The following is a 20,584-nucleotide window of genomic DNA, read 5'->3' on the forward strand; positions in this document are numbered from 1 at the left end:
GAAAATAATATTTGTCACTGAATAATATTATTCTGTTATTCTTTTTGAGAAAAAAAGGGAATAAAGTAGAGAATGTCGAATAATTAAAAGGTAAATGAGAATTTGTGAGGTGGAGAGATGAAGCTGTTAAATTTTATTGGTGGAGAATGGATAGAAGACGATTCATTGCAAACGATGCCTGTGATCAATCCTGCAAATGGTGAACAGTTAGGAACGATACCACTTTCGACAAAATTCCAAGTCGAACTCGCTGCTCAAAAGGCGAAAGCGGCTCAAAAAGAATGGGCGCTTGTCCCTGCGCCAAAACGAGCAGATTATTTATATGAAATTGCATTTAAACTGAAAGAAAAGAAAGAACATCTTGCGCAAATCTTAACGAAGGAAATGGGCAAGGTCATTGAAGAAGCACGAGGAGAAGTACAAGAAGGAATCGACATGGCACTTTATATGGCAGCGGAGGGGAGACGTTTATTTGGAGAAACGGTCCCGTCAGAATTGCCGAATAAGTTTGCGATGAGTGTACGCGCTCCGATTGGGGTGGCAGGGCTCATTACGCCGTGGAATTTCCCGATTGCAATTGCGACATGGAAGTCATTCCCTGCGCTCGTTGCCGGTAATACGGTAGTTTGGAAGCCTTCTAACGAAACACCTTTTATGGCTTACGAGCTTGCAAAAATATTTGAGGAGGTCGGCTTGCCGCCAGGCGTTGTGAACGTTGTGTTCGGTTCGGGTCCTACTGTCGGAACAGCGATTGTTGAGCATCCGGACATTCGTGTCATTTCCTTTACGGGATCTACAACGACAGGCAGCAAAGTAGCTGAGCTTGGCGGAAAGCATCTGAAAAAAGTTTCGCTGGAAATGGGCGGGAAAAATGCAGTCATTGTCATGGATGATGCCAATTTGGACTTAGCGCTTGAAGGTATTTTATGGAGCGCATTTGGTACGGCAGGACAGCGCTGTACAGCATGCAGCCGTGTAATTGTGCATAAAAATGTAAAACAGGAGTTGGAAAAGCGTCTTGTGGAGGCAACGAAGCAGCTGACAATCGGAGACGGTTTGGATCCTTCAGTTAAAGTAGGACCTGTCATCAATAAGGCTGCACTGGAAAAAATCAATCATTATGTACAGATCGGTAAGCAGCAAGGTGCGAATTTACTGGTTGGCGGAGAGATTCTGTCTGAAGGTGAGTTGGCAAAAGGCTATTATTATGCCCCGACAATTTTCACCGATGTGGAAGCATCAAGCATTCTCGCACAAGAGGAAATTTTCGGTCCTGTCATTAGTATTATTGAAGTCGGCAGTTTAGATGAGGCCATTGAAGTAAATAACGGTGTAAAGTTTGGCTTATCAAGCTCAATTTTCTCGCAAGATGTCAACAAAATCTTCAAAGCACAGCAGTTGCTTGATACAGGGATTGTCTATGTAAATGCCGGAACAACAGGCGCGGAAATTCACTTACCGTTTGGCGGTACGAAAGGTACAGGAAATGGTCACCGCGATTCAGGTCAGGCAGCGCTTGATGTTTATACGGAATGGAAGAGTATTTATGTAGACTACAGCGGCAAGTTGCAACGTGCCCAAATCGATAATAACGCTTGATGATTCATTTTTAAGAGTCATCACATCTCAAATTTCTGGACGCAATCACGCTGATGCGTAATTGACTTAATAAAAAAGGGGATGTTTACATGAAAGTAGTAGTGTTAGGTGCAGGGTTGATGGGGAAAGAAGTAGCGCGCGATTTAGTCCTTAGTGAAGATGTGAAGAAGATTTATTTAGCCGATGTTGCAACAGATCCCGCAAAGGATTTTGTTGCTACATTGAATACAGATAAGGTTGAAGTCGTACAGCTTGATGCGGAAGATGACAAAGCATTGCGTGATGTTATCAGCCGCGGTGATGTAGTTGTAAATGCTTTATTCTATAAATTCAATAAACGCGTTGCACAAGCAGCAATTGATGCGGGGGTGCATTCAGTTGATTTAGGTGGTCATATTGGCAGGATAACGGAATCTATTTTCGAGCTGCACGGTCAGGCTGTCGATAATGGTGTGACGATTATCCCGGATTTAGGTGTTGCACCGGGAATGATCAATATTTTGACAGGTTACGGGGCGACAAAATTTGATTCTGTGGATTCGATCAAACTTTATGTTGGAGGTATCCCAACAGCACCACAGCCACCGCTGCACTATATTCGTGTGTTCTCGCTGGATGGGGTATTCGACCACTATACAGAGCCTTCGAAAATGATCCAAAAAGGTGTGCTTACAGAGGTCGAGTCTTTAACAGGGCTGGAGCCGATTTACTTTGACGAGTTCGGTGTATTAGAGGCGTTCTACACGTCAGGCGGAATTTCAACTTTATATAAAACGTTCCCCCATGTGAAAACGCTCGAATACAAGACAATCCGCTATAAGGGTCATGCGGAGCAGTTCAAACTGCTTGCTGAACTAGGTTTCCTTGACAAAAATAATACCGTTCAAGCTGGCGGTCGTGAAGTAAATGTCCGGGAAGTAACGAGGGAAGTATTAGAGAAAAAGCTGGATATCGGCGATAATGTCGATGCCGTATTATTACGTGCAATTATTTCAGGCGAAAAGTCGGAAGAGCAAATTACGTACGAATATGAGATGGTCGTGCGTAAAGATACTGAGCAAAACGTGACGGCGATGGCACGTGCGACAGCGAATACGATTTCCATTGTAGCTCAAATGGTTGGCAAAGGGCTAATTGGGGAGCGCGGTGTATTTGCACCGGAAACAGTTGTGCCAGGTCGTGAGTTTATTCGGGAAATGGCGAAGCGTGGTGTTGATATAAAGGAAACGTCACACCGTTCATCAATGATTGTAAAGTGGTAGGAGTGAAGGGATGAACTTCGAATTTACGGAAGAACAGAAACTTTTACGAAAAACAGTAAGACAATTTGTTGATGCAGAGATTATCCCTTATATTGCCGATTGGGATGCTGGCGGCGGTTTTGATCCGAAGTTATGGAAGCGCCTTGCCGAACTGGGCTTGATGGGCGTTTGTGTACCGGAGAAATACGGCGGAGCAGGAATGGACTATAATTCGCTTGCGATTGTCTGTGAAGAGCTGGAGCGCGGGGATACAGCATTCCGTACCGCGGTTTCCGTTCATACTGGCTTAAATAGTATGACGCTCATGCAATGGGGAACTGAAGAGCAGAAGGAAAAATATTTGCTTCCCCAGGCAAAGGGCGAGAAAATCGGTGCATTCGGTCTGACAGAACCGGGTGCCGGCTCGGATGTTGCGGCGATGAGTTCATTTGCAAAGCGTGATGGGGACTACTATATTTTAAACGGTCAAAAAACGTGGATTTCCTTATGCGATATTGCAGATCATTTCCTTGTATTTGCCTATACAGATAAGGAAAAAGCACATCACGGCATTTCGGCATTTATCGTCGAACGTGAATGGGCCGGCTTTAGCTCAAAGGCGATTAAGGGTAAATATGGTATTCGTGCAGGCAATACAGGTGAACTGTTCTTTGAGGATGTCAAAATTCCGGCAGAAAACTTGCTCGGTGAAGAAGGCGAAGGGTTTAAAATTGCGATGTCCGCACTGGATAACGGTCGATTTACTGTTGCTGCAGGTGCGGTCGGCTTAATTCAGGCGTGTATCGAAGCGAGCGTCAAGTATTGCAAAGAACGCGAAACTTTCGGTAAACCGATCGGCGAGCATCAGCTAGTCGGGCAAATGCTCGCAAAAATGGAAGCCGGCTACGAAATGAGCCGCCTGCTTGTGTATCGTGCGGGAGAACTGAAAAATAAAGGCGTCCGCAATACGAGGGAAACATCGCTCGCCAAATGGCAGGCATGCGACTTTGCGAATAAAGCTGCGGATGACGCGGTCCAAATTCACGGTGCATACGGCTATTCCGATGAATATCCGGTAGCCCGCTATTTACGAAATTCCAAAGCACCGGTCATTTATGAAGGCACACGTGAAATTCACACAATGATGCAGGCAGATTATGTGTTGGGTAAGCGGGCAGATAAAAAGTTGCGCTGTATGCTGCCAAGCTGGCCATTTGAATAGTTGATGAGGCGAAAGGTTATTGTGACCTTTCGCTTTTTTTGAATTGTGGTCGAGGGATGAGGTTTGGCGAATATCTAGCTGTAGTTGGCTAATATGTTAGGTGAAGTGGCTAATATGAAAAAGATGTTGGCTAAAAAGTCGTTCCAAGTGGCGAATATCATCTGGAAATTGGCGAATAAATTAAGGTATCACTGCTTTTTAAGAGGATCACGAAATGGTGGAACAGGTAAAAAAACGATTAGCTTGGAAATATGAAAATTAGGGGGAGTTCAAGTGGCTCCAAAATATATCGTGCGAAAGGGTGAGCTTCGAAGACGGAGCTTGCTCTTTTTAATTTAAGAAGCAAATTTGCACATGAAGTTATAAATAAGCAAAAAGAGCGAATGCTAAATGAAGTAGAAATGACTAAAAACGATGTAGTTAATGATTCTATTTATGGACTAACGATAGGTTATATTAACCGAATTTTAATATTTCAGTATATTTATTTGGATATAATAATTATATATGGAATAATTTTATTATTCTAGAGATAAGAGGGGCTACAGAAGATGAAGAAACTTGGATACTTAGTTTTAGCGATGTTCTCAAGTTTGATGCTTGCTGCATGCGCACAACAAAAAAGTGAGGAAAAAGAAAAAGAAGTTATTACAACAAGTGCTGATCAGAGTGATTGGTCATATGAGGAACCGACTGGACCTGAAAGCTGGGGAGAACTCGATCCTAGTAATTTAACATGTGTGAACGGTAGTGAGCAATCACCGATTAATGTTGAATTTCCAGAAGTAATAGAAGATAGGAAATTAAAAGGTACTGAAATTCACTATGAATCTACATCGTTTACACTTGAAAATAATGGTCATACAATACAGGCAAATCCTACAGAAGAAAGCAATAAAATTATTATTGAAAATAATGAGTACAAGCTTTCACAATTTCATTTCCATACACCGAGCGAGCACCAGTTTAACGGTCAAAACTATGAGATGGAACTGCATCTCGTACATAGTGACGAGAATGGAAAGCTGGCTGTTATCGGGTTGATGATTCAAGAAGGGAATGAAAATGAACTGCTTGCTGAAATGTGGAGTGAATTACCGACCGATAAAACGGCAAAAGGGAATTCTGAAAAATATGATATGGACTTACAAGCTTTACTGCCAGAAAATAAAACAACATTCGAATATGCCGGTTCATTAACGACACCGCCTTGTACAGAAGAAGTACAATGGGTAGTTTTTGAGCAGCCGATTGAAATGTCAAAGGCACAGATAGAAGCGTTCCGTCTAATTTTCCCGGACAACCACCGTCCAGTTCAGCCGATAAATGAACGGGAAATCAATAAAAATGGAGAATGAAGAGTTCGATAGAGTTATGCAAACAATGGTTTATGTATTTGAATAAATCGCCGGTATAAATCATAAAACGAGGGTCCTGTCTAAGTACGTTGACAGGACCCTCGTTCAGTTATTTCAGCATTGTCGTCTTAAGAAATTCTTTTGTGCGTTCTTCTTTCGGATTGTTGAAAAATTGATCTGGGGTACCGCGCTCAATAATTTCCCCGTCATGCATATATACGATCCAGTCAGCCACTTCTTTAGCGAAGCCCATCTCATGGGTAACAACAACCATTGTCATCCCTTCTTGAGCCAGTTCCTGCATCGTTGTTAAAACTTCTCCAACAAGCTCTGGATCTAGTGCTGATGTCGGTTCATCAAAAAGCATGATATCCGGTTCCATGGCAAGGGCTCTGGCAATCGCTACACGTTGCTTTTGCCCGCCGGATAGTTTATTCGGGTAGACATCGGCCTTATCTTCCAAGCCAACTTTTACAAGGAGTTGTTTTGCTTTTGAAGTAGCTTCCTTCTTGTCGATGCCTTTAACCATTACCGGAGCTTCAATAATATTTTCCAAAACAGTTTTGTGGGGGAATAAATTGAAATGTTGAAATACCATTCCTACCTTTTCCCGTATGTTGTTAAGGTTATCGTTTTTAGGATCGACTTCTTTGCCTCCTATAATAATACTGCCGCTATCTTTCCTTTCTAAAAAGTTAAGACAGCGAAGGAGTGTACTTTTTCCTGAACCACTCGATCCTATTAAACAAACAACATCACTTTCGAAAACGGTCATATCGATATTTTTTAATACATGTAAGTCTCCAAAAGACTTATTCAATTGATTAACTTTAATCATTTCTCTTGCTTCCATTGTTTACGCCTCCTACCTGTCGCTAATTGCTAATCTCTTTTCGAAACGGTTTACTAAGAATGTTAATAATGCCACTAACACTAAGTAGTAAATCGCTACGATCAGTAAATAAGTCATTTCGTCAAAGTTATTAGATCCTAGCGTTGTCGCTACATTAAAGAGTTCATTCATCGAGATAAATGCGGCTAACGAAGAATCTTTCAAACCGATAATGAATTGGTTGCCCAATGGTGGGAGCGCACGGCGAAATGCCTGCGGAAGTATAATTCTTCTTAATGTCAGAACCTTTGTCATACCTAAAGAACGGCCTGCTTCCATCTGCCCTTTATCGACGCCTTGGATAGTACCTCGAAGAATTTCAGAAATGTATGCACCATTATGAAGCGCTAAGGCAAGTGAAGCTGCCCAGAAATCAGGAAGAAGGAAAATTCCGCTTAGTCCGAAGTACAGAATAAAGATTTGAACGATTAGCGGTGTACCACGAACTAAAAAGACATATATATCTGAAATGAGTTCTAATACTTTAAATTTGGAAATTTTCATTAATGCAAAGAAAAGCCCGATTACGATACCGATTAAAATGGATACAACCGTCAGCTCTAATGTTAAGAGCATGGCTTTAAGGAATACATCTTTTGTATCTACTAATATTTCTAGAAAATGTGAAAAACTTGGCACTGTACCTACGTCCTTTCTTATTTAGAGGATTGAATTATTCAGGTTTTTTTGTAATGTCCTCACCAAAATATTTCATGCTTATCCGAGTAAGAGTTCCATCTTCCCGGAGTTTTTCCAGCGCCTCGTTAACTCGCTTTAATAGGTTAGGGTTATCTTGAGGCAGTACAATCGCTTGCTCACTGCGTTCGATTAACTGCTGTCCTTCAACTTTAAACCCTTCTTTTGCAGCATTTTTTCCGGTAACAAAGTCGGTGATTACCGCATCATGACGACCGCTGTTTAACGCCTGCAAAGCAGTGATATCACTGTCATAGGTTTTAACATTATCGGTATACCTGGAGGCTGTATCGGCATAGGTTGACCCTTTAGCTACAGCAACTTCTTTTCCGGCTAAATCATCAACTGTTTTAATTTCACTATCTGGTCGGGTAAAAATCTGCGGTCCAGAATAATAGTAGGGGGTAGAGAAAGCAACATGTTTGCTTCGCTGTGGATTAATCGTGTGGCTGGCAACCGCAACATCTGCACGGCCAGTCTTGACTCCTTCTACAATACCTTTAAATTTGATCCGCTTTTGAACGGGTTCTAGACCTAGTTCTTTTGCGATCGCTTCGCCAACTTCAATATCAAACCCTGACATTGAAAGGTCCTCATCGTTTACATAACTAAATGGTTTAAATTCGCCAGATGCAGCAAAAACAAACTGATCTTTATGTATCAGTTCAGATCCGTCGGCAAGCTTTTCCTTCTCTGCACAAGCAGATAAAAAGCAGGCCGCAATAAGACTGAATATCAATATTAACTTCTTTTCCAACCGCATATTACGTATCAACTCCTCTCATGTATTTCTACAATCTTTTTTGCTAAGTATCTTACTAATAAGTGTGAATACCCTATTTACCTCTCGAATAAACAATGCGTGTCATAATTTGTACAAATTTAATCCGATTTTTCTCAGCTGAAAATGTCGAGTATTTTTATCATTGCTTTGCTAATATGTATCCATGAAGGAGGGGATCTGGTGCTAAAAGAATTAAATCAAGTGATTGAATATATTGAGGATCATTTAACCGAGGACTTGTCTCTTGAAAGTATTGCGCAGTATGCCGGGGTTTCCGACTACCATTTTAGAACAGTATTTTTTCATCTTTCAGGGATGACATTAAATGAGTATGTAAAGAACCGAAAACTATCGGAAGCAAATAAGGATTTATTAAATGGAGAAAAGGTAACGGATGTTGCGTTTAAATATGGTTACCAGTCAGTCGACGGTTTTACGAGAGCGTTCAAAAAATGGTGTGACTGCTTGCCTTCAGATGTCATCAAAAAGAAAATAAGCAAATCGTTTCCTAAACTCACATTCATTATTACAGTAAAAGGAGGAATTTCGATGGAATGGAGAATTGAAGATAAACAAGCGTTTAATTTAGTAGGGGTTAGTAAACGTGTGCCGATGCAGTTTGAGGGGGTAAATCAGGAAATTGTAAAGCTGGCTCAAAGTATAACGGAAGAACAAAGAAAAGAAATGCGCACACTGCAAAATATGGAGCCTTGTGAAATTGTGAATGCCTCTTATCATGCTGATGAAAATTTCCTGAAAGAAGAAGGGGAGTTAACGCATTTGATCGGTGTATTAACGACCGAAACGGAGGTAAGTGATCAATTAGACAAAGTGCCGGTAGAAGCATGTACGTGGGCGGTATTTCCTAATGAAGGACCGTTTCCTGCCACGTTACAGGAAACAATGGCCAAAACATATTCGGAATGGCTTCCTTCTTCCGATTATGAAATTATTCAAGCACCTACATTTTCATTTACTAAAATGGATGAAAATAAAGAAGGGTATGCTTACAGTGAAATTTGGCTTCCTGTTCGAAAGAAATAACAGGCAGGATATTCTAATCCTAAGGTGGAATAAGTGTAACTGAAGTATAAATTGCTGGAGGGGATCGAGTGGCCCTAATCATTCCTAAATGTATGAAATGTAATAATGAAATTAAAGAAGATGAAAAAGTTTTTGTTCAAATGCATTACCCGAAGCGAAAAGGGTTTACGGAAATCAAAGCGTATCTGAATCTGGAAGGCAAATTTATTTGTGAAAAGTGTTCAGCGGAAATTAGTATTTAATCATATAAAGTTGCTCCTTCGGTAAATGAACCTGGAGCAACTTTTTGTATGTTTAGGCAATTTGTTTACATGCTTCTGCACACTTAAAGCACGCTTCCGCACATTTTTGGCAGTGGTCGTGATCGTGCTTTTTGCATTCATTTCCGCATGCCTCACAAATTTTAGCGCAAACCGCAGCCAGCTCAGAAAGAAACGGTGTACCTCTAGTAATCGCCTGTTCCAAGTAGTTACAAATGTCTGCGCATTCTCTGTCCAAACGGATACATTCCGTCATCATCTGAACATGATCCTCTTTCAAGCAGGCGTCAAAACAGTGGTTGCATGCTGCCATACATTCATGTAAAGTTTGCAGCAATTGTTGATGTTGCTCATGTGACATAGCCTATTCCTCCTCATTACATTTTGTCCACTTTAATTTTCCCGTTATTCTGTTCAGTAAACTAACTTAAGTATTCTTAAAAAATTGTAAGGTTATCTTATACCTTAGAGGGGTATAATGAGTTGGGGAGCAAATTAAAAAAAAGGGAGAGATGCAGCGATGAAAAGAAAGAGATTAGTAAGAGGTGCGCTTGTTTTATGTACAGCGTTTGTTTTAGCGGCTTGCGGTGGAAATGAAGAAGATTCAAAATCCAAGGAAGAAATGGACCATTCACAAATGGATCATACCCAAATGGACCATTCAAGTTCAGGTGAAGTACCAGAAGGACTGGCTGATGCGAAAGACCCTACATATCCTGTTGGTAGTGAAGCAGTGATAAACGCTGATCATATGGGAGGTATGGACGGTGCAACAGCAACAATTACCGGTGCATTTGATACAACTGTCTATATGGTTACTTATACCCCAACAACTGGTGGTGAGCCAGTTGAAGATCATAAATGGGTCGTCCATGAAGAACTTGAGGATGCCGGAGAAGAACCATTCACTACCGGTGAAGAGGTCATATTAAATGCGGATCATATGGAAGGGATGGATGGCGCGACAGCTACAATCGATTCGGCTGAGCAAACGACCGTGTATATGGTGAGCTATAAAGATACCGAAACAGGTGAAGAAGTAACACATCATAAATGGGTAACAGAAAGTGAACTTTCCCCTGTACAATAAAATGTAAAAATAATAATGGCGTAGTTAATAAATAGGCAAGGTCCTTCACATAATGGTGTGAAGGGCTTTTTACATATTGGACAAAGCGGGAGATTACATGAACTGGCGATTCCAATGTTAAACTCATTATATACAGCATATAGTTAATAGAAAAAAACGAATTTTATTATGAGCTTTATAGAATCCCTTTAAAAGTAATTGATGATGTAGTTTTCTTTAACGCTGATGAAGGGAGAAATGATATGGTAAAGGACTTCGAAAGTGTAATGAATTCTCTTTCAAAAATAAATGTTTTATCCAATCCGAATAATGAGCCCGTAACGATTATTGGAAATGCAGAAGATATGAAATGTGTAGGGATTGGGACGGATGCGGCAGTTTTTCAGTCCGAAAGTGCCCCGTCATATGCATTCAAAATATATGCGAAAGACAAAGCAGCCAAAGTAATGTTGGAAGAGAGTGTTTACCGTCAGTTAGGTGATTCTCCTTTCTTTTCAACATGCTACGGTTCAAACGGCAATTGCCTCATATTAAGTTACGAGGAAGGAAAAACCCTCTTTGACTGCATTCTTGAAGGCATCCATATTCCGGAACAGGTAATTCAGGATGTAGACGAAGCAAGGGAGTATGCGCGCAGCAAGGGACTGAACCCGCGTGATATTCATTTGAAAAATGTACTGCTGCAAAACGGGAGAGCCAAAATCATCGATGTTTCCGAATATGCGATATCCGGTAATGATTTTCGATGGGAACATTTAAAAAATGGATATGAGCAATATTATCATTTAATTGACGGGAAATCCGTACCGGTCGCGGTAGTTGAAACCGTTCGCAAGTGGTATAACAGGCGTGGGAAAAATTCCTTGTCATTTGAAGAAATTACAACACCGATTTTAAAACTTTTCTTTAAAAATTGATTGGTGAGTTCTATGTCAATATACAAAAAAGCTTCGCAATTAGATGATTAAATTCATCTAGACGCGAGGCCTTTTTAAATAGATTGATTCCGTAATTTTTCAATTAATGAAGTAATCCATTCACCTTCATTTTCTATACGACTTATAAAATAGCCGGTTAAAAAATCGCCACTTTCTTTTTTTGGACCTTCAAGCTTAACCTGCATATTTAGGCTTTTAATATGATCCCTTTTCTTTTCAAGCTTTCTTAGTTTCTCTTCAAGAATCATAATAATTTTTGCTCGATCAACAAATTCCAGATACATTAAACCTACAATTGTATCTGATAGTGAATCGGCTTTTTCGAAAAGCTGGTAAATTTTATTTGGAAGCAATGCGAGACCCTGTTCTGTAATGGCGTAAACTTGCTTATCCGGTCGGTTCTCTTCTTTAATAATCTCAGTAGGCTCGATAAGTCCTTGTTTTGTCAAAGACTCGAAATGATAATAGAGCTTGCTTTCCGTCAGGTTCGCCAATTTATCAAAAGGAATCGGTTCTGACAGCTCTTTTTTTAGTTTATATGGATAACTGCTTTCTTTCGCTAACTTGCTCAATATATAAATTTGGATGGACATAGTATTCTCCTATACTTTATACATGTTAATTTTCACTTACATAAATACAACTCGTGCCTAAGATAGCACGAGTTGTATTTTTTCTTAGTTTAACAAAGTTATGCGATAACTTCATCCGCTTTTTTTACAGTAGATGGTTGTTCAGCCGGTGCGTCAACTGGCAGAGGCTTGTGGAAAATCCAAACAATAAGGACATTTATAAGCATTGCTCCGGCACCTACTGCAGCCAATCCCCATAGATACGGGGCAGGGCTGACTGAACCGAACATAATCGCTAAATACGATTGAACCGAATGGTACATCGGTGTAATATAGCTGAACCATTCATATGGTGCGTACATCATATCACGTGGAATTGTTGCACCGTTTGCCAATGTTTGCATAAGCAGAATCGGAATGTTAAGAATCATACCACCTTCACCAAGGATAAAGATGGGAATTGCGCAAACATTAAATGCGGCCATATACAATAAAATCTGCTGACCTGCTACAGGCAACAATACTGCCATGTCGACATCTGCAATTGAAAAGGCAACAGTTAATGAAGCAATAGTTGAAAGTACCGCAATCATTAATGCAGTCAATTGTACATACATAAATAATCGTATTTTGCTCGCTTTACCACGGCTCGCTTTAAACGAACCGACTAACTGCATTCCTGCAATCATCGCACCTACATAACAAGCCATTGTTAAAAACATTGGCAGCATACTGTTATGCATACCCGTTGGCACATCATTCATAATGACATAGTTTCCAGTGTAGCTGTTTTCGATTTGTGCAGCCAATTCAGCTGCCTGTTCTTCCGGGAGGTTAAAGTTCATTAAAATTCCTTGAGCTGTTTGCTGTGAGAAGTTTGCACTTAATTCGTTATTAATTTGAGTAACTACAGATGACATAGAAGATGAAACCATTGTTGATGATGCTTCATTTACTGTGAAATCAATGTTAGTTCCTTTACCGCTCTGTGCATCCGCCGAAAAGTTTTCAGGGATATGAATAACTAATGCAAGTTCATTATGCTCTAAATCTTTCAGAGCTTGTTTATTTGTTATATCTGTCTCAATTGTCTTAAATGGTAAACTTTCGCCTAACTGACCGGCAATTTGACTGCCAGCTTCGCCTTTGTCGTCATTTACAATGGCTATTTTTAATTCATCCATATTGCCGGGTATTGCAGTATATCCAGGTAAAAAGATCCCGAGCATCGCTACCGCATAAAATATTCCCATAAAAATAGAAGCAATTGCTCCTCGTGATTTTAAAAACTGTTTAAATTTCACGTATTGTTTCCTCTCTTATATAAACTTTATTTCGGGTACTCTAATTAAAGTACTTTGCTTTTAGTATTCTATAATATTAGTAATTTACCTGTAAAGTAATAAGTTGGTTGAAGATATTACGATAATGTGAACGGTTAGGAATAAAGTTATGATTAATTGCGGGAAATTTTTTGTCTTTAAAATTTATAAAATTCTGTAACTTTTGCACTCTACCTCAGTCTAATTCAATACAAAGTATGGAAAGGGAGGGGTTTACATGAAAAACGGCAAACTTTTCGGGATGGGGCTAGTCGCTACGCTTGTTGCGGTTATTGCGCTCGGTTATTTTATGTTGGCTAAAAATACCGAAGTGCAGGCAACGGGTATTTTATTCGAAGGGGAAACGTATTCCATTACGTTAAAGCAGGCAATTACGGAAAAAAGTTTAACGGATGGGTCCATTCTAGTTGTCGATGAAAACGGCAAAAATGCGAAAGCGAAATTATCGGTTGACCAAGCCGGGACTGCTTTGTCTGTTGATGGGCTTACTGTAGGAAAATATACACTACAGATTAAGCAAACAGCATACGCGAAAAAAGCGAAGTCGCAGCAGGAACAGTCGGTAGCACTTGAAGTTGTAAGGAAAGTGGAAAAACTTACTTCAACAGAAGATTTAAAAGATTATTTTAGAGCATTTATCGCCCAGGAAAATGCGATATCGAGCAACTCAAGTAATATGGTAGCAGAGGAATCATCGATGTCGATGGAAAGCAAAGATTTAGGCAGTGGCGGGCCGAGTTACTCTACAACGAACAACCAGGTGGAAGGCGTTGAAGAAGGGGATATCACGATTACGGACGGCCAATCGATTTTTACGATTGTCGACAATAAAGTAGTGATTGTAGATGCAAAAACGATGCAAGTAGTAAAGCGTTTAAAGGTTGGCAAAGATATTTATCCTTCACATTTGATGCTGCATGATCAAACATTGATCGTCGGATACACACAGTATGTGGAAACACAAAGAGAGCCGTATTATGATGGGAAATCGGTTACGAAAATTGCCTTTTATGATGTAAAAGATGCAAAAAATCCAACGTTAGTACGTGAAGTAGGGCATGATGGGGATATTACAAGTATCCGTAAAGCAGGCAATTTCCTGTACGTTGTATCCAGTCGTATGCCGAACTACTGGCTGCTGCAGGAAACACCGGATGTAGAGCTCCGTCCATCTACTTATGACGGGGAGAAGGAAACTGTTATGCAGGTCGATAAAATTCGTATGCTGCCTGAAAGCAATGAACCGAATTATTTAATCGTATCAGCAATCGATGTGAGCAATGTAAAGTCGAACGCATGGAAAACAGAGAGCTTCCTAGGGAACAGCGGGCAAATGTATATGTCGGAAAACGCCATCTATATTGCTTCGATGAATCATACTCGTTTCTGGCCATTAATGGAGCGCACGTCTCTTGAAGACACGGTATCCAGTACAATGCCGGTAAATCAAAACGATGAAACGACAATTTATAAAATTTCAGTTGATAAAACAGCGGTAAAAATGACAGCGCAAGGTAAAGTGTCTGGTTCTGTTTTGAATCAATTTTCAATGGATGAACACGACGGGTATGTTCGTATCGCTACTACAGAAGGCAGTGCATGGGGAACAACGGCCAATTCGAAAAACCACCTCTTCATTTTGGATGACAACTTAAAACAGGTAGGTGCGGTCAATGATCTGGCGAAAGGGGAACGCATTTACTCCGCTCGCTTTATGGGTGACAAAGCGTATTTAGTGACATTTAAAGAAACGGATCCGCTCTTTGTCATTGATACGAAAAATCCGACAGCGCCGAAAGTATTGGGAGAGCTGAAAATTCCTGGCTTCAGTAATTACTTGCATCCAATTGGCGAAAATCACTTGTTAGGTATTGGCTACGATACGGAAGTGCGGATGGAGGAAGGGATAAAAGAGCCGGTTGTCTATACAAAAGGCATGAAATTGAGCCTGTTTGATGTGACGGATTTCAATAACCCGAAAGAACAGCAGGCGGTTGTAATCGGGGGTCGTGGAACTTATTCTCCTGTACAGTATGACCATAAAGCTTTATTCAGAGATTCACGGCAAAACTATTACGGCTTCCCGGTTACGATTTATTCGCCAACAGATGAGGAAGACCAGCTGAAATACGAAGGAACAGGTGCTTATATTTACAAAGTAACGCCTAAAGGAATCGAACTTGCGGCGGACATGATCGAAAAGGCACGTCCAGGTGAACAATATGAAGATTCGTATAATGTTGTACAGCGTCTTCTTTATATTGATGATGAGCTGTTTACCGTATCTCGTTCGAAAGTGACGAGCTTCAACGGGAAAACATTTGAAAAGCAACAGGTGATAGGTTTCTAATAAAGATTCAACCACAAGCACAGGTGGAATGGTGCTTGTGGTTTTTTCATGTTCACATAAAGGGGGGGTATTCAGGATTTCTTAAGAATTTCTTCATATTTAGCCTTTCTAAATATTAAGATTTGCCCTTTACAATGAAGTTAAGTGAAAAGGAGTGAACGATGATGATTAAAGTAACGAATTTACAACATACATTTTCCATCGGTAAACGCGGAAAGGAAAGACAGGTTCCGGTACTGAGAGATGTATCATTTGATGTAAAGAAGGGGGAAATCGTGGCAGTCGTCGGGAAAAGCGGATCGGGTAAATCGACACTGCTTCAGATACTGGCAGGTTTTATGAAGCCGGAACACGGTTCGATTGTAGTAAATGCACAGGAAATTGCGGCATTTAATGAAGTTCAGAGTGCAAAATTCCGTTTAGAAAACTTCGGGTTTATTTTTCAAAACTTTCAGCTCATGCCAAGTTTGACGGCATTTGAAAATATTGAACTACCGTTAAAGCTGCAAGGGATGAATGTATCGGAGCGCAGAAAACGGGTTGAAGTGATTATGAAAAAGGTCGGGTTAACTGAAGTGACGGACCATTATCCGAATGAATTATCAGGCGGTCAACAACAGCGTGTTAGTATTGCACGTGCCCTTGTGACGAACGCACCGATTTTGTTGGCGGATGAGCCGACAGGGAGCCTCGATTCAGAAACAGAACAGGATATTTTAATGCTGATCCAGCAGCTGAACCGCGAATTGGATCTGACATTCATTATTATTACGCATGATGAGGAAGTTGCGATGATTGCGGACAAGCGCTATCGCATGCACGATGGTCAATTGGTGAAAGAAGGTGAACGCAATGCTTTTTAAAGATCAGGTAAATTTTGTGATGCAGCATATTAAGAAAAATAAGCTGCGTGTATTTATGACGGTACTTGCCGCAACGATGGGCTGTGCATTTTTAATCGTACTTGCTTCGATCGGCTTTGGCTTACAGGATTCAATTGAAGATGAGATTCTCTCGAGTGAAACGGTGACTAAAATTGAAGTGCTTGGCAGCCAAGCGTTGTTTACTGAAGAGGAAGTAGCAGATATCGAAGGGGTAGAAAATGTCCAGACGGTATTAAAAACGACAAGTGTGGATGCGAATGTAGCAGGCTATATGGGAGACCGTGACACGTCTACATCACTGCGTTTAGTTGACTTTACTGATTATGCAGCGGTATCGAAACCGTTATCGGAAGGGAAATACCCCGAAAATGAAAATGAAATTATTGTCGGCTATCATTTCGGCCAAACATTATTGAATGAAGCGGACCGCAAATTAGTTGAGGAAAAATCAAAGGCAGCAGAAGCAGAAGGCACTTATTACGATGGTGCTGAAGAAGGGTATAAGGATTCGCTTATCGGTAAGGAAGTGGAAATTGCTTTAAGTACCCATGAACAACCAGATGTACTGTCAGATCGTAAGACATATACGATTGTTGGTGTTATGCCTGAGCCGGCTTACGAGTGGGCAATTGAAAACAGAATTTATATGATGGATGAGCAACGTGAAGTGATTGAAAATATGTATAGCCAAGCAATTGCCGATCTAGAGGTAGCCAGTGATTTTGAACTGTTTTCAGAGCGCTTCGATATTTATGCGGAGAGTTTGGAATATGTGAAGCCGATTTTAGAAGAATTACGCGGAAAAGGCTACGGTGTGTATTCCGTTACCGAACAGTTGGATGAGTTGAATGTCTTCTTCCTAGTATTGAAAGCCGGACTTGTTTTTGTAGGAACAATCGCTGTACTGATTGCATCGATCGGCATTTTCAATACGATGACAATGGCGGTAACAGAACGTACGCGTGAGATCGGTGTATTAAAAGCGATTGGTGCCAGCCCGAAACTGATTCAACGACTGTTTTTAATGGAAAGTACGTTTATCGGGGTTATTGGAACTGTTCTTGCAATTGCAATTTCATATGTTGTAAGCTTTGCATCGAATGCGCTATTGCCGCTCATTTTAAAGGCAGCAACAGGCGAAGATGGATTCAACAATGTTCAATTTTCAGCAATTCCTTGGCAGCTTGTAGTGATTGCAGCAGCGATCAGTATTGGTGTGGCAATGATTTCAGGTTTACGCCCCGCACGTAAAGCAACGAAAATTGAAGTTATGCAGGCGTTAAGACAGGAACTGTAGAATGGATTTAAGGACCAAACATCAGTATTGTTTGGTCCTTTTACGTATTTGGAAAAAGCCGGTGCTGGGCGGGTGAAAGTTCTAATAAATCTTTAAATGTTCTAATATATTTTTATTTGTTCTAATAAACTTTCGATTTTCTAATATATCTCGCGCTTCTTCTAATAAGTGTCCCCGGTTGTCTAATATCGCTTTCTGATGTTCTAATATCGAGTCGGGGTTGACTAAAAAACCAAAATTTCTTCTAATATAAGTTCCTTTCAAGAGGGAACACCGTTTATTACCTTGAAGCGGGCTGGACCGAATACAAATCACCCGTGCCACCAACCGGTTTTACAATTGATATAGACTAAATATTGATACTCGCCTTTGCCATCCTTTTGAATAAACAGTTCATAATAAGAATTTCTATCATACACTAAACGGATTTTATCATTTTTCGAAACGAATTGTTCCTTGATTTCGGCGATGGCCTTTGCTTTTACACCCGGCGCCCAAGCAGATGGATGTTCAAATTTTAGCTCATGTGTTGGAACATATGCATATTTGCCATTGTACTTAATTTTTGACCATCCATACTGATCAGCTGATGATGCGTCTTCCTGATCCGTACCGATTGGAACACCGCCGTATACTTTTACAGAAGTTTTCGCTTTAAGTTTACCGAGCGTTTTATAGGATTCGCCTGGTGCAGATTTTACAAGTATTGTTTTATTTGCAAAAGCTTTTTCAAAATCAGCGGCTTGAGCATTTTCATTGTTCATGACAAAAAGACTCCCTATAAAAACAAGAGCCATTATTAAAATTGTTAAGTTTTTCATCTTAAATTCTCTCCATTCAGCGGTTTATTGGATATAATATCGCCTCTTAATAATAGGAAAGGGTTACAAAAAAGTTACAGTTACTATACTGTGGTCAGAAATTCATGAATGCAAAAAGCGGTCCTCCCAAATTTGGGAAGGACCGCTTTAAGCTGCTTCAATAATTGTTATGAAGCTCTACGCATTGATTTCATGATAAAGCTTACAATGAATACAAGTATAATCGCACCTATTAGAGCAGGGAAGATATAGAAATCAGAAACTTTAGGTCCCCAACTTCCTAGAAGCATACCACCAATCCATGCACCAATAATACCTGCAATAATATTACCAATAATTCCGCCTGGGATATCTTTACCTAAAATAACTCCTGCAAGCCAACCGATAACTCCACCAATAATTAAAAACCAAAGAAAACTCATAATTTTCATCTCCTATTTTTTATTGTAACTATTTCGCGATAGTGTTTTATAACCTTTATTCAACACTTTAAAACATAAAATGAAAAAAAGTTACAAAAGTCTTATAGAAGATAGCGATTATACACGTGAATTTTTGAGAAATAGTTAGTTTTTCAAAAGGGTTTCCAATAATCTCAGCTGTTGTTCGAGCTGAAAATACGCATGTTCTGCCTGTTCGAGTGTAACCAGTTCAAAAGGGAGTGGTTGTTTCGGTCTAAGCTGTGCAACTTTATGTAAATCGGCCGAAATAATTTGAGCGATTTTTGGATAGCCGCCTGTTGTTTGTCGATCTGCCATCAGTAAAATAGGCTGTCCGCTTGGAGGGAGCTGAATCGTCCCAATTGTAACGGCTTCAGAAAGCAAATTAAATGGTTTTTCCAGTAAAATTACATTTTGTCCTTCCAGCCGGTAACCCATTCGATCGGCTTCAAGTGAAATTGTATAGTGCTGTTCGATGAAGCGCTGCTGCATTTGAGGGCTGAATTCATGCCATTCGGTCCCTTTTAATAGGCGGATGTGCTTTCGTTCATAAAACTGATCTGTGTTTACTTGATATGTATGATACGGATTAAACGATTCTTCATAAGAAATCAAATCATTCACTTGAAGCGTTCGTCCAAGAAAACCACCAAAGCTTGCTTTTATATAAGTACTGCAACTGCCGAGTATTTCCTCAACAGAAAAGCCGCCCGCAATACATAAATAGCTTCTTGCGCCGTTTTCAATGGCACCGCATTTTAATACATCACCTCTTCTGATGGGGATTACTTTATACATCGGGACCGGGTTATCGTTAACTGTTGCGTGCATTTTTCCGCCCGCCAATACAATTGCAGTCGTTTTCAGAAATTCGAATGTGCCGCCAATTAATGTCATTTCAATTGCTGCTTTATTGTACTGTTTCAGTAGGACATTTCCGATACGAAAAGCGACTGCATCCATGACACCACTTACAATAACACCGTATTGCTGATATCCCGTACGCCCTGCATCTTGAACAGTGCTGAACAATCCGGGTTTGATTACTTTTAGCATGAAGGTCCCTCCTTAATAGCGACAAAGCGTATACGGTCACCTGCTCGCAGTAGTGACGGCGGATTTTGTTCCGGTAAAAATAATGGTGTCGTCGTACGACCGATTATTTGCCAGCCTCCTGGTGTTGAGAGCGGGTAAATGCCTGTCTGCTCACCTGCGATACCGACTGAACCAGCCATAATTTCAAGTCTTGGTATAGCCCGGCGCGGTGTAGCGATTCTTTTGTCCATCCCGCCTAAAAACGGAAAACCTGGTGCAAAGCCGAGCATGTGGACAAGATATTCCTGAGATGTATGGATTGCAATGACTTCTTCAGGTGTTAGGCCGTTGATGTCCGCAACCTCGTTTAAATCGGGTCCATATTCACCCCCGTAAAGTACGGAAATCTCCATTAACCGGCTTTCATGGGGACCTTCCTGATGTTGATGCACAAGCAGACTTTTAATATAATGCTGAACTTTTTCGGCGCTCGTTGTATTATGCTCCTGGTGCAAAGATTTCCGCACTGTAAACGGGTCGTAATACACACAGAAGTTTGTATAGCTTGGCACAATTTCCATTAGTCCCGGGAATGGATGCTCCTGTAAAATCGCAATTGCCTGCTGGATTTGCTGGTGGGTTTGTTCATTAATCGTCGAACTGAACTGAACGAACAGTGCTTGGTCGCTAAGTTGTTTAAATTGCAGTGCCGGCATGA

Annotated in this window: 20 protein-coding genes and 1 pseudogene; 11 read left to right on the plus strand and 10 right to left on the minus strand. The window is 40.6% G+C overall.

Going from position 1 to position 20,584, the window contains the following annotated elements; translation table 11 throughout:
- Positions 1-117: 117 nt before the first annotated feature.
- The 4 genes from MKY51_RS01700 to MKY51_RS01715 all read left to right on the plus strand — a co-directional run bounded on the left by MKY51_RS01700 (position 118) and on the right by MKY51_RS01715 (position 5,420).
- Positions 118-1,599, plus strand: a complete 1,482-nt coding sequence (locus MKY51_RS01700) for an aldehyde dehydrogenase family protein (protein WP_339174916.1) — start codon at positions 118-120, stop codon at positions 1,597-1,599.
- Between the two features lie 89 nt (positions 1,600-1,688).
- The gene (locus MKY51_RS01705; RefSeq protein WP_339174917.1) at positions 1,689-2,861 is read left to right on the plus strand and encodes a saccharopine dehydrogenase C-terminal domain-containing protein; all 1,173 of its coding nucleotides are present in this window, start codon (positions 1,689-1,691) and stop codon (positions 2,859-2,861) included.
- 10 nt (positions 2,862-2,871) lie between these two features.
- Positions 2,872-4,062, plus strand: coding sequence for an acyl-CoA dehydrogenase family protein (locus MKY51_RS01710; protein ID WP_339174919.1), 1,191 nt, complete (start codon positions 2,872-2,874; stop codon positions 4,060-4,062).
- A gap of 551 nt (positions 4,063-4,613) precedes the next feature.
- Positions 4,614-5,420, plus strand: a complete 807-nt coding sequence (locus MKY51_RS01715; protein ID WP_339174921.1) for a carbonic anhydrase family protein — start codon at positions 4,614-4,616, stop codon at positions 5,418-5,420.
- A gap of 109 nt (positions 5,421-5,529) precedes the next feature.
- On the opposite strand, the gene MKY51_RS01720 is transcribed toward MKY51_RS01715, so the two are convergent.
- Genes MKY51_RS01720 through MKY51_RS01730 form a run of 3 tightly spaced genes read right to left on the minus strand, consistent with a single transcriptional unit; the run spans position 5,530 to position 7,771 of the window.
- The gene (locus MKY51_RS01720; protein ID WP_339174923.1) at positions 5,530-6,273 is read right to left on the minus strand and encodes an amino acid ABC transporter ATP-binding protein; all 744 of its coding nucleotides are present in this window, start codon (positions 6,271-6,273) and stop codon (positions 5,530-5,532) included.
- A 12-nt stretch (positions 6,274-6,285) separates the two neighbouring features.
- Positions 6,286-6,951 carry an amino acid ABC transporter permease gene (locus MKY51_RS01725; RefSeq protein WP_339174924.1) on the minus strand — a complete coding sequence of 222 codons (666 nt, stop codon included), beginning with the start codon at positions 6,949-6,951 and terminating at the stop codon, positions 6,286-6,288.
- A gap of 34 nt (positions 6,952-6,985) precedes the next feature.
- Positions 6,986-7,771 carry a transporter substrate-binding domain-containing protein gene (locus MKY51_RS01730; protein ID WP_339174925.1) on the minus strand — a complete coding sequence of 262 codons (786 nt, stop codon included), beginning with the start codon at positions 7,769-7,771 and terminating at the stop codon, positions 6,986-6,988.
- 201 nt (positions 7,772-7,972) lie between these two features.
- On the opposite strand from MKY51_RS01730, the gene MKY51_RS01735 reads away from it, so the two are divergent.
- On the plus strand, positions 7,973-8,836 hold the full coding sequence (locus MKY51_RS01735) for an AraC family transcriptional regulator (protein WP_339174926.1): 864 nt from the start codon (positions 7,973-7,975) through the stop codon (positions 8,834-8,836).
- Positions 8,837-8,904: 68 nt separating this feature from the next.
- Positions 8,905-9,078 (plus strand): Fe3+ hydroxamate ABC transporter substrate-binding protein, encoded by a 174-nt coding sequence (locus tag MKY51_RS01740; RefSeq protein WP_339174927.1) that lies wholly within the window; start codon positions 8,905-8,907, stop codon positions 9,076-9,078.
- A gap of 52 nt (positions 9,079-9,130) precedes the next feature.
- Here the strand turns inward: MKY51_RS01740 and MKY51_RS01745 are convergent, their stop codons facing one another.
- Entirely contained in the window at positions 9,131-9,457 is a 327-nt protein-coding gene (locus MKY51_RS01745) for a four-helix bundle copper-binding protein (RefSeq protein ID WP_339174929.1), read from the minus strand.
- 159 nt (positions 9,458-9,616) lie between these two features.
- On the opposite strand from MKY51_RS01745, the gene MKY51_RS01750 reads away from it, so the two are divergent.
- Positions 9,617-10,186, plus strand: coding sequence for a YdhK family protein (locus MKY51_RS01750; RefSeq protein WP_339174930.1), 570 nt, complete (start codon positions 9,617-9,619; stop codon positions 10,184-10,186).
- A gap of 242 nt (positions 10,187-10,428) precedes the next feature.
- The gene (locus MKY51_RS01755) at positions 10,429-11,103 is read left to right on the plus strand and encodes a serine/threonine protein kinase (protein ID WP_339174931.1); all 675 of its coding nucleotides are present in this window, start codon (positions 10,429-10,431) and stop codon (positions 11,101-11,103) included.
- 74 nt (positions 11,104-11,177) lie between these two features.
- On the opposite strand, the gene MKY51_RS01760 is transcribed toward MKY51_RS01755, so the two are convergent.
- Together MKY51_RS01760 and MKY51_RS01765 are read right to left on the minus strand one after the other, a co-directional pair.
- Entirely contained in the window at positions 11,178-11,717 is a 540-nt protein-coding gene (locus tag MKY51_RS01760; RefSeq protein WP_339174932.1) for a PadR family transcriptional regulator, read from the minus strand.
- A 98-nt stretch (positions 11,718-11,815) separates the two neighbouring features.
- Complete coding sequence (locus tag MKY51_RS01765) at positions 11,816-13,000, minus strand: ABC transporter permease (RefSeq protein WP_339174934.1); 1,185 nt, start codon at positions 12,998-13,000, stop codon at positions 11,816-11,818.
- Between the two features lie 256 nt (positions 13,001-13,256).
- Here MKY51_RS01765 and MKY51_RS01770 point away from each other — a divergent pair, with 256 nt between their 5' ends.
- The 3 genes from MKY51_RS01770 (at position 13,257) to MKY51_RS01780 (ending at position 17,570) form a co-directional block, all read left to right on the plus strand.
- Entirely contained in the window at positions 13,257-15,389 is a 2,133-nt protein-coding gene (locus MKY51_RS01770; RefSeq protein ID WP_339174935.1) for a beta-propeller domain-containing protein, read from the plus strand.
- Between the two features lie 164 nt (positions 15,390-15,553).
- Positions 15,554-16,252 carry an ABC transporter ATP-binding protein gene (locus MKY51_RS01775; RefSeq protein WP_339176553.1) on the plus strand — a complete coding sequence of 233 codons (699 nt, stop codon included), beginning with the start codon at positions 15,554-15,556 and terminating at the stop codon, positions 16,250-16,252.
- Positions 16,242-17,570: an FtsX-like permease family protein gene (locus MKY51_RS01780; RefSeq protein WP_339174937.1), complete on the plus strand. Its 1,329-nt coding sequence runs from the start codon at positions 16,242-16,244 to the stop codon at positions 17,568-17,570. The genes MKY51_RS01775 and MKY51_RS01780 overlap by 11 nt, the downstream gene beginning before the upstream one ends.
- A 311-nt stretch (positions 17,571-17,881) precedes the next feature.
- On the opposite strand, the gene MKY51_RS01785 is transcribed toward MKY51_RS01780, so the two are convergent.
- The 4 genes and pseudogenes from MKY51_RS01785 to pxpB form a co-directional block, all read right to left on the minus strand.
- Complete coding sequence (locus MKY51_RS01785) at positions 17,882-18,391, minus strand: SH3 domain-containing protein (RefSeq protein ID WP_339174939.1); 510 nt, start codon at positions 18,389-18,391, stop codon at positions 17,882-17,884.
- A 167-nt stretch (positions 18,392-18,558) separates the two neighbouring features.
- The gene (locus MKY51_RS01790) at positions 18,559-18,813 is read right to left on the minus strand and encodes a GlsB/YeaQ/YmgE family stress response membrane protein (RefSeq protein ID WP_339174940.1); all 255 of its coding nucleotides are present in this window, start codon (positions 18,811-18,813) and stop codon (positions 18,559-18,561) included.
- Between the two features lie 144 nt (positions 18,814-18,957).
- The gene (locus MKY51_RS01795; RefSeq protein WP_339174941.1) at positions 18,958-19,887 is read right to left on the minus strand and encodes a biotin-dependent carboxyltransferase family protein; all 930 of its coding nucleotides are present in this window, start codon (positions 19,885-19,887) and stop codon (positions 18,958-18,960) included.
- Positions 19,883-20,582 (minus strand): annotated as a pseudogene (gene pxpB, locus MKY51_RS01800) (5-oxoprolinase subunit PxpB); the annotation flags it as partial. The pseudogene pxpB and the gene MKY51_RS01795, both read right to left, overlap by 5 nt.
- Between the last annotated feature and the right edge of the window lie 2 nt (positions 20,583-20,584).

The organism is Solibacillus sp. FSL R5-0691, from assembly GCF_037974225.1.
Taxonomy (GTDB): Bacteria; Bacillota; Bacilli; order Bacillales_A; family Planococcaceae; genus Solibacillus.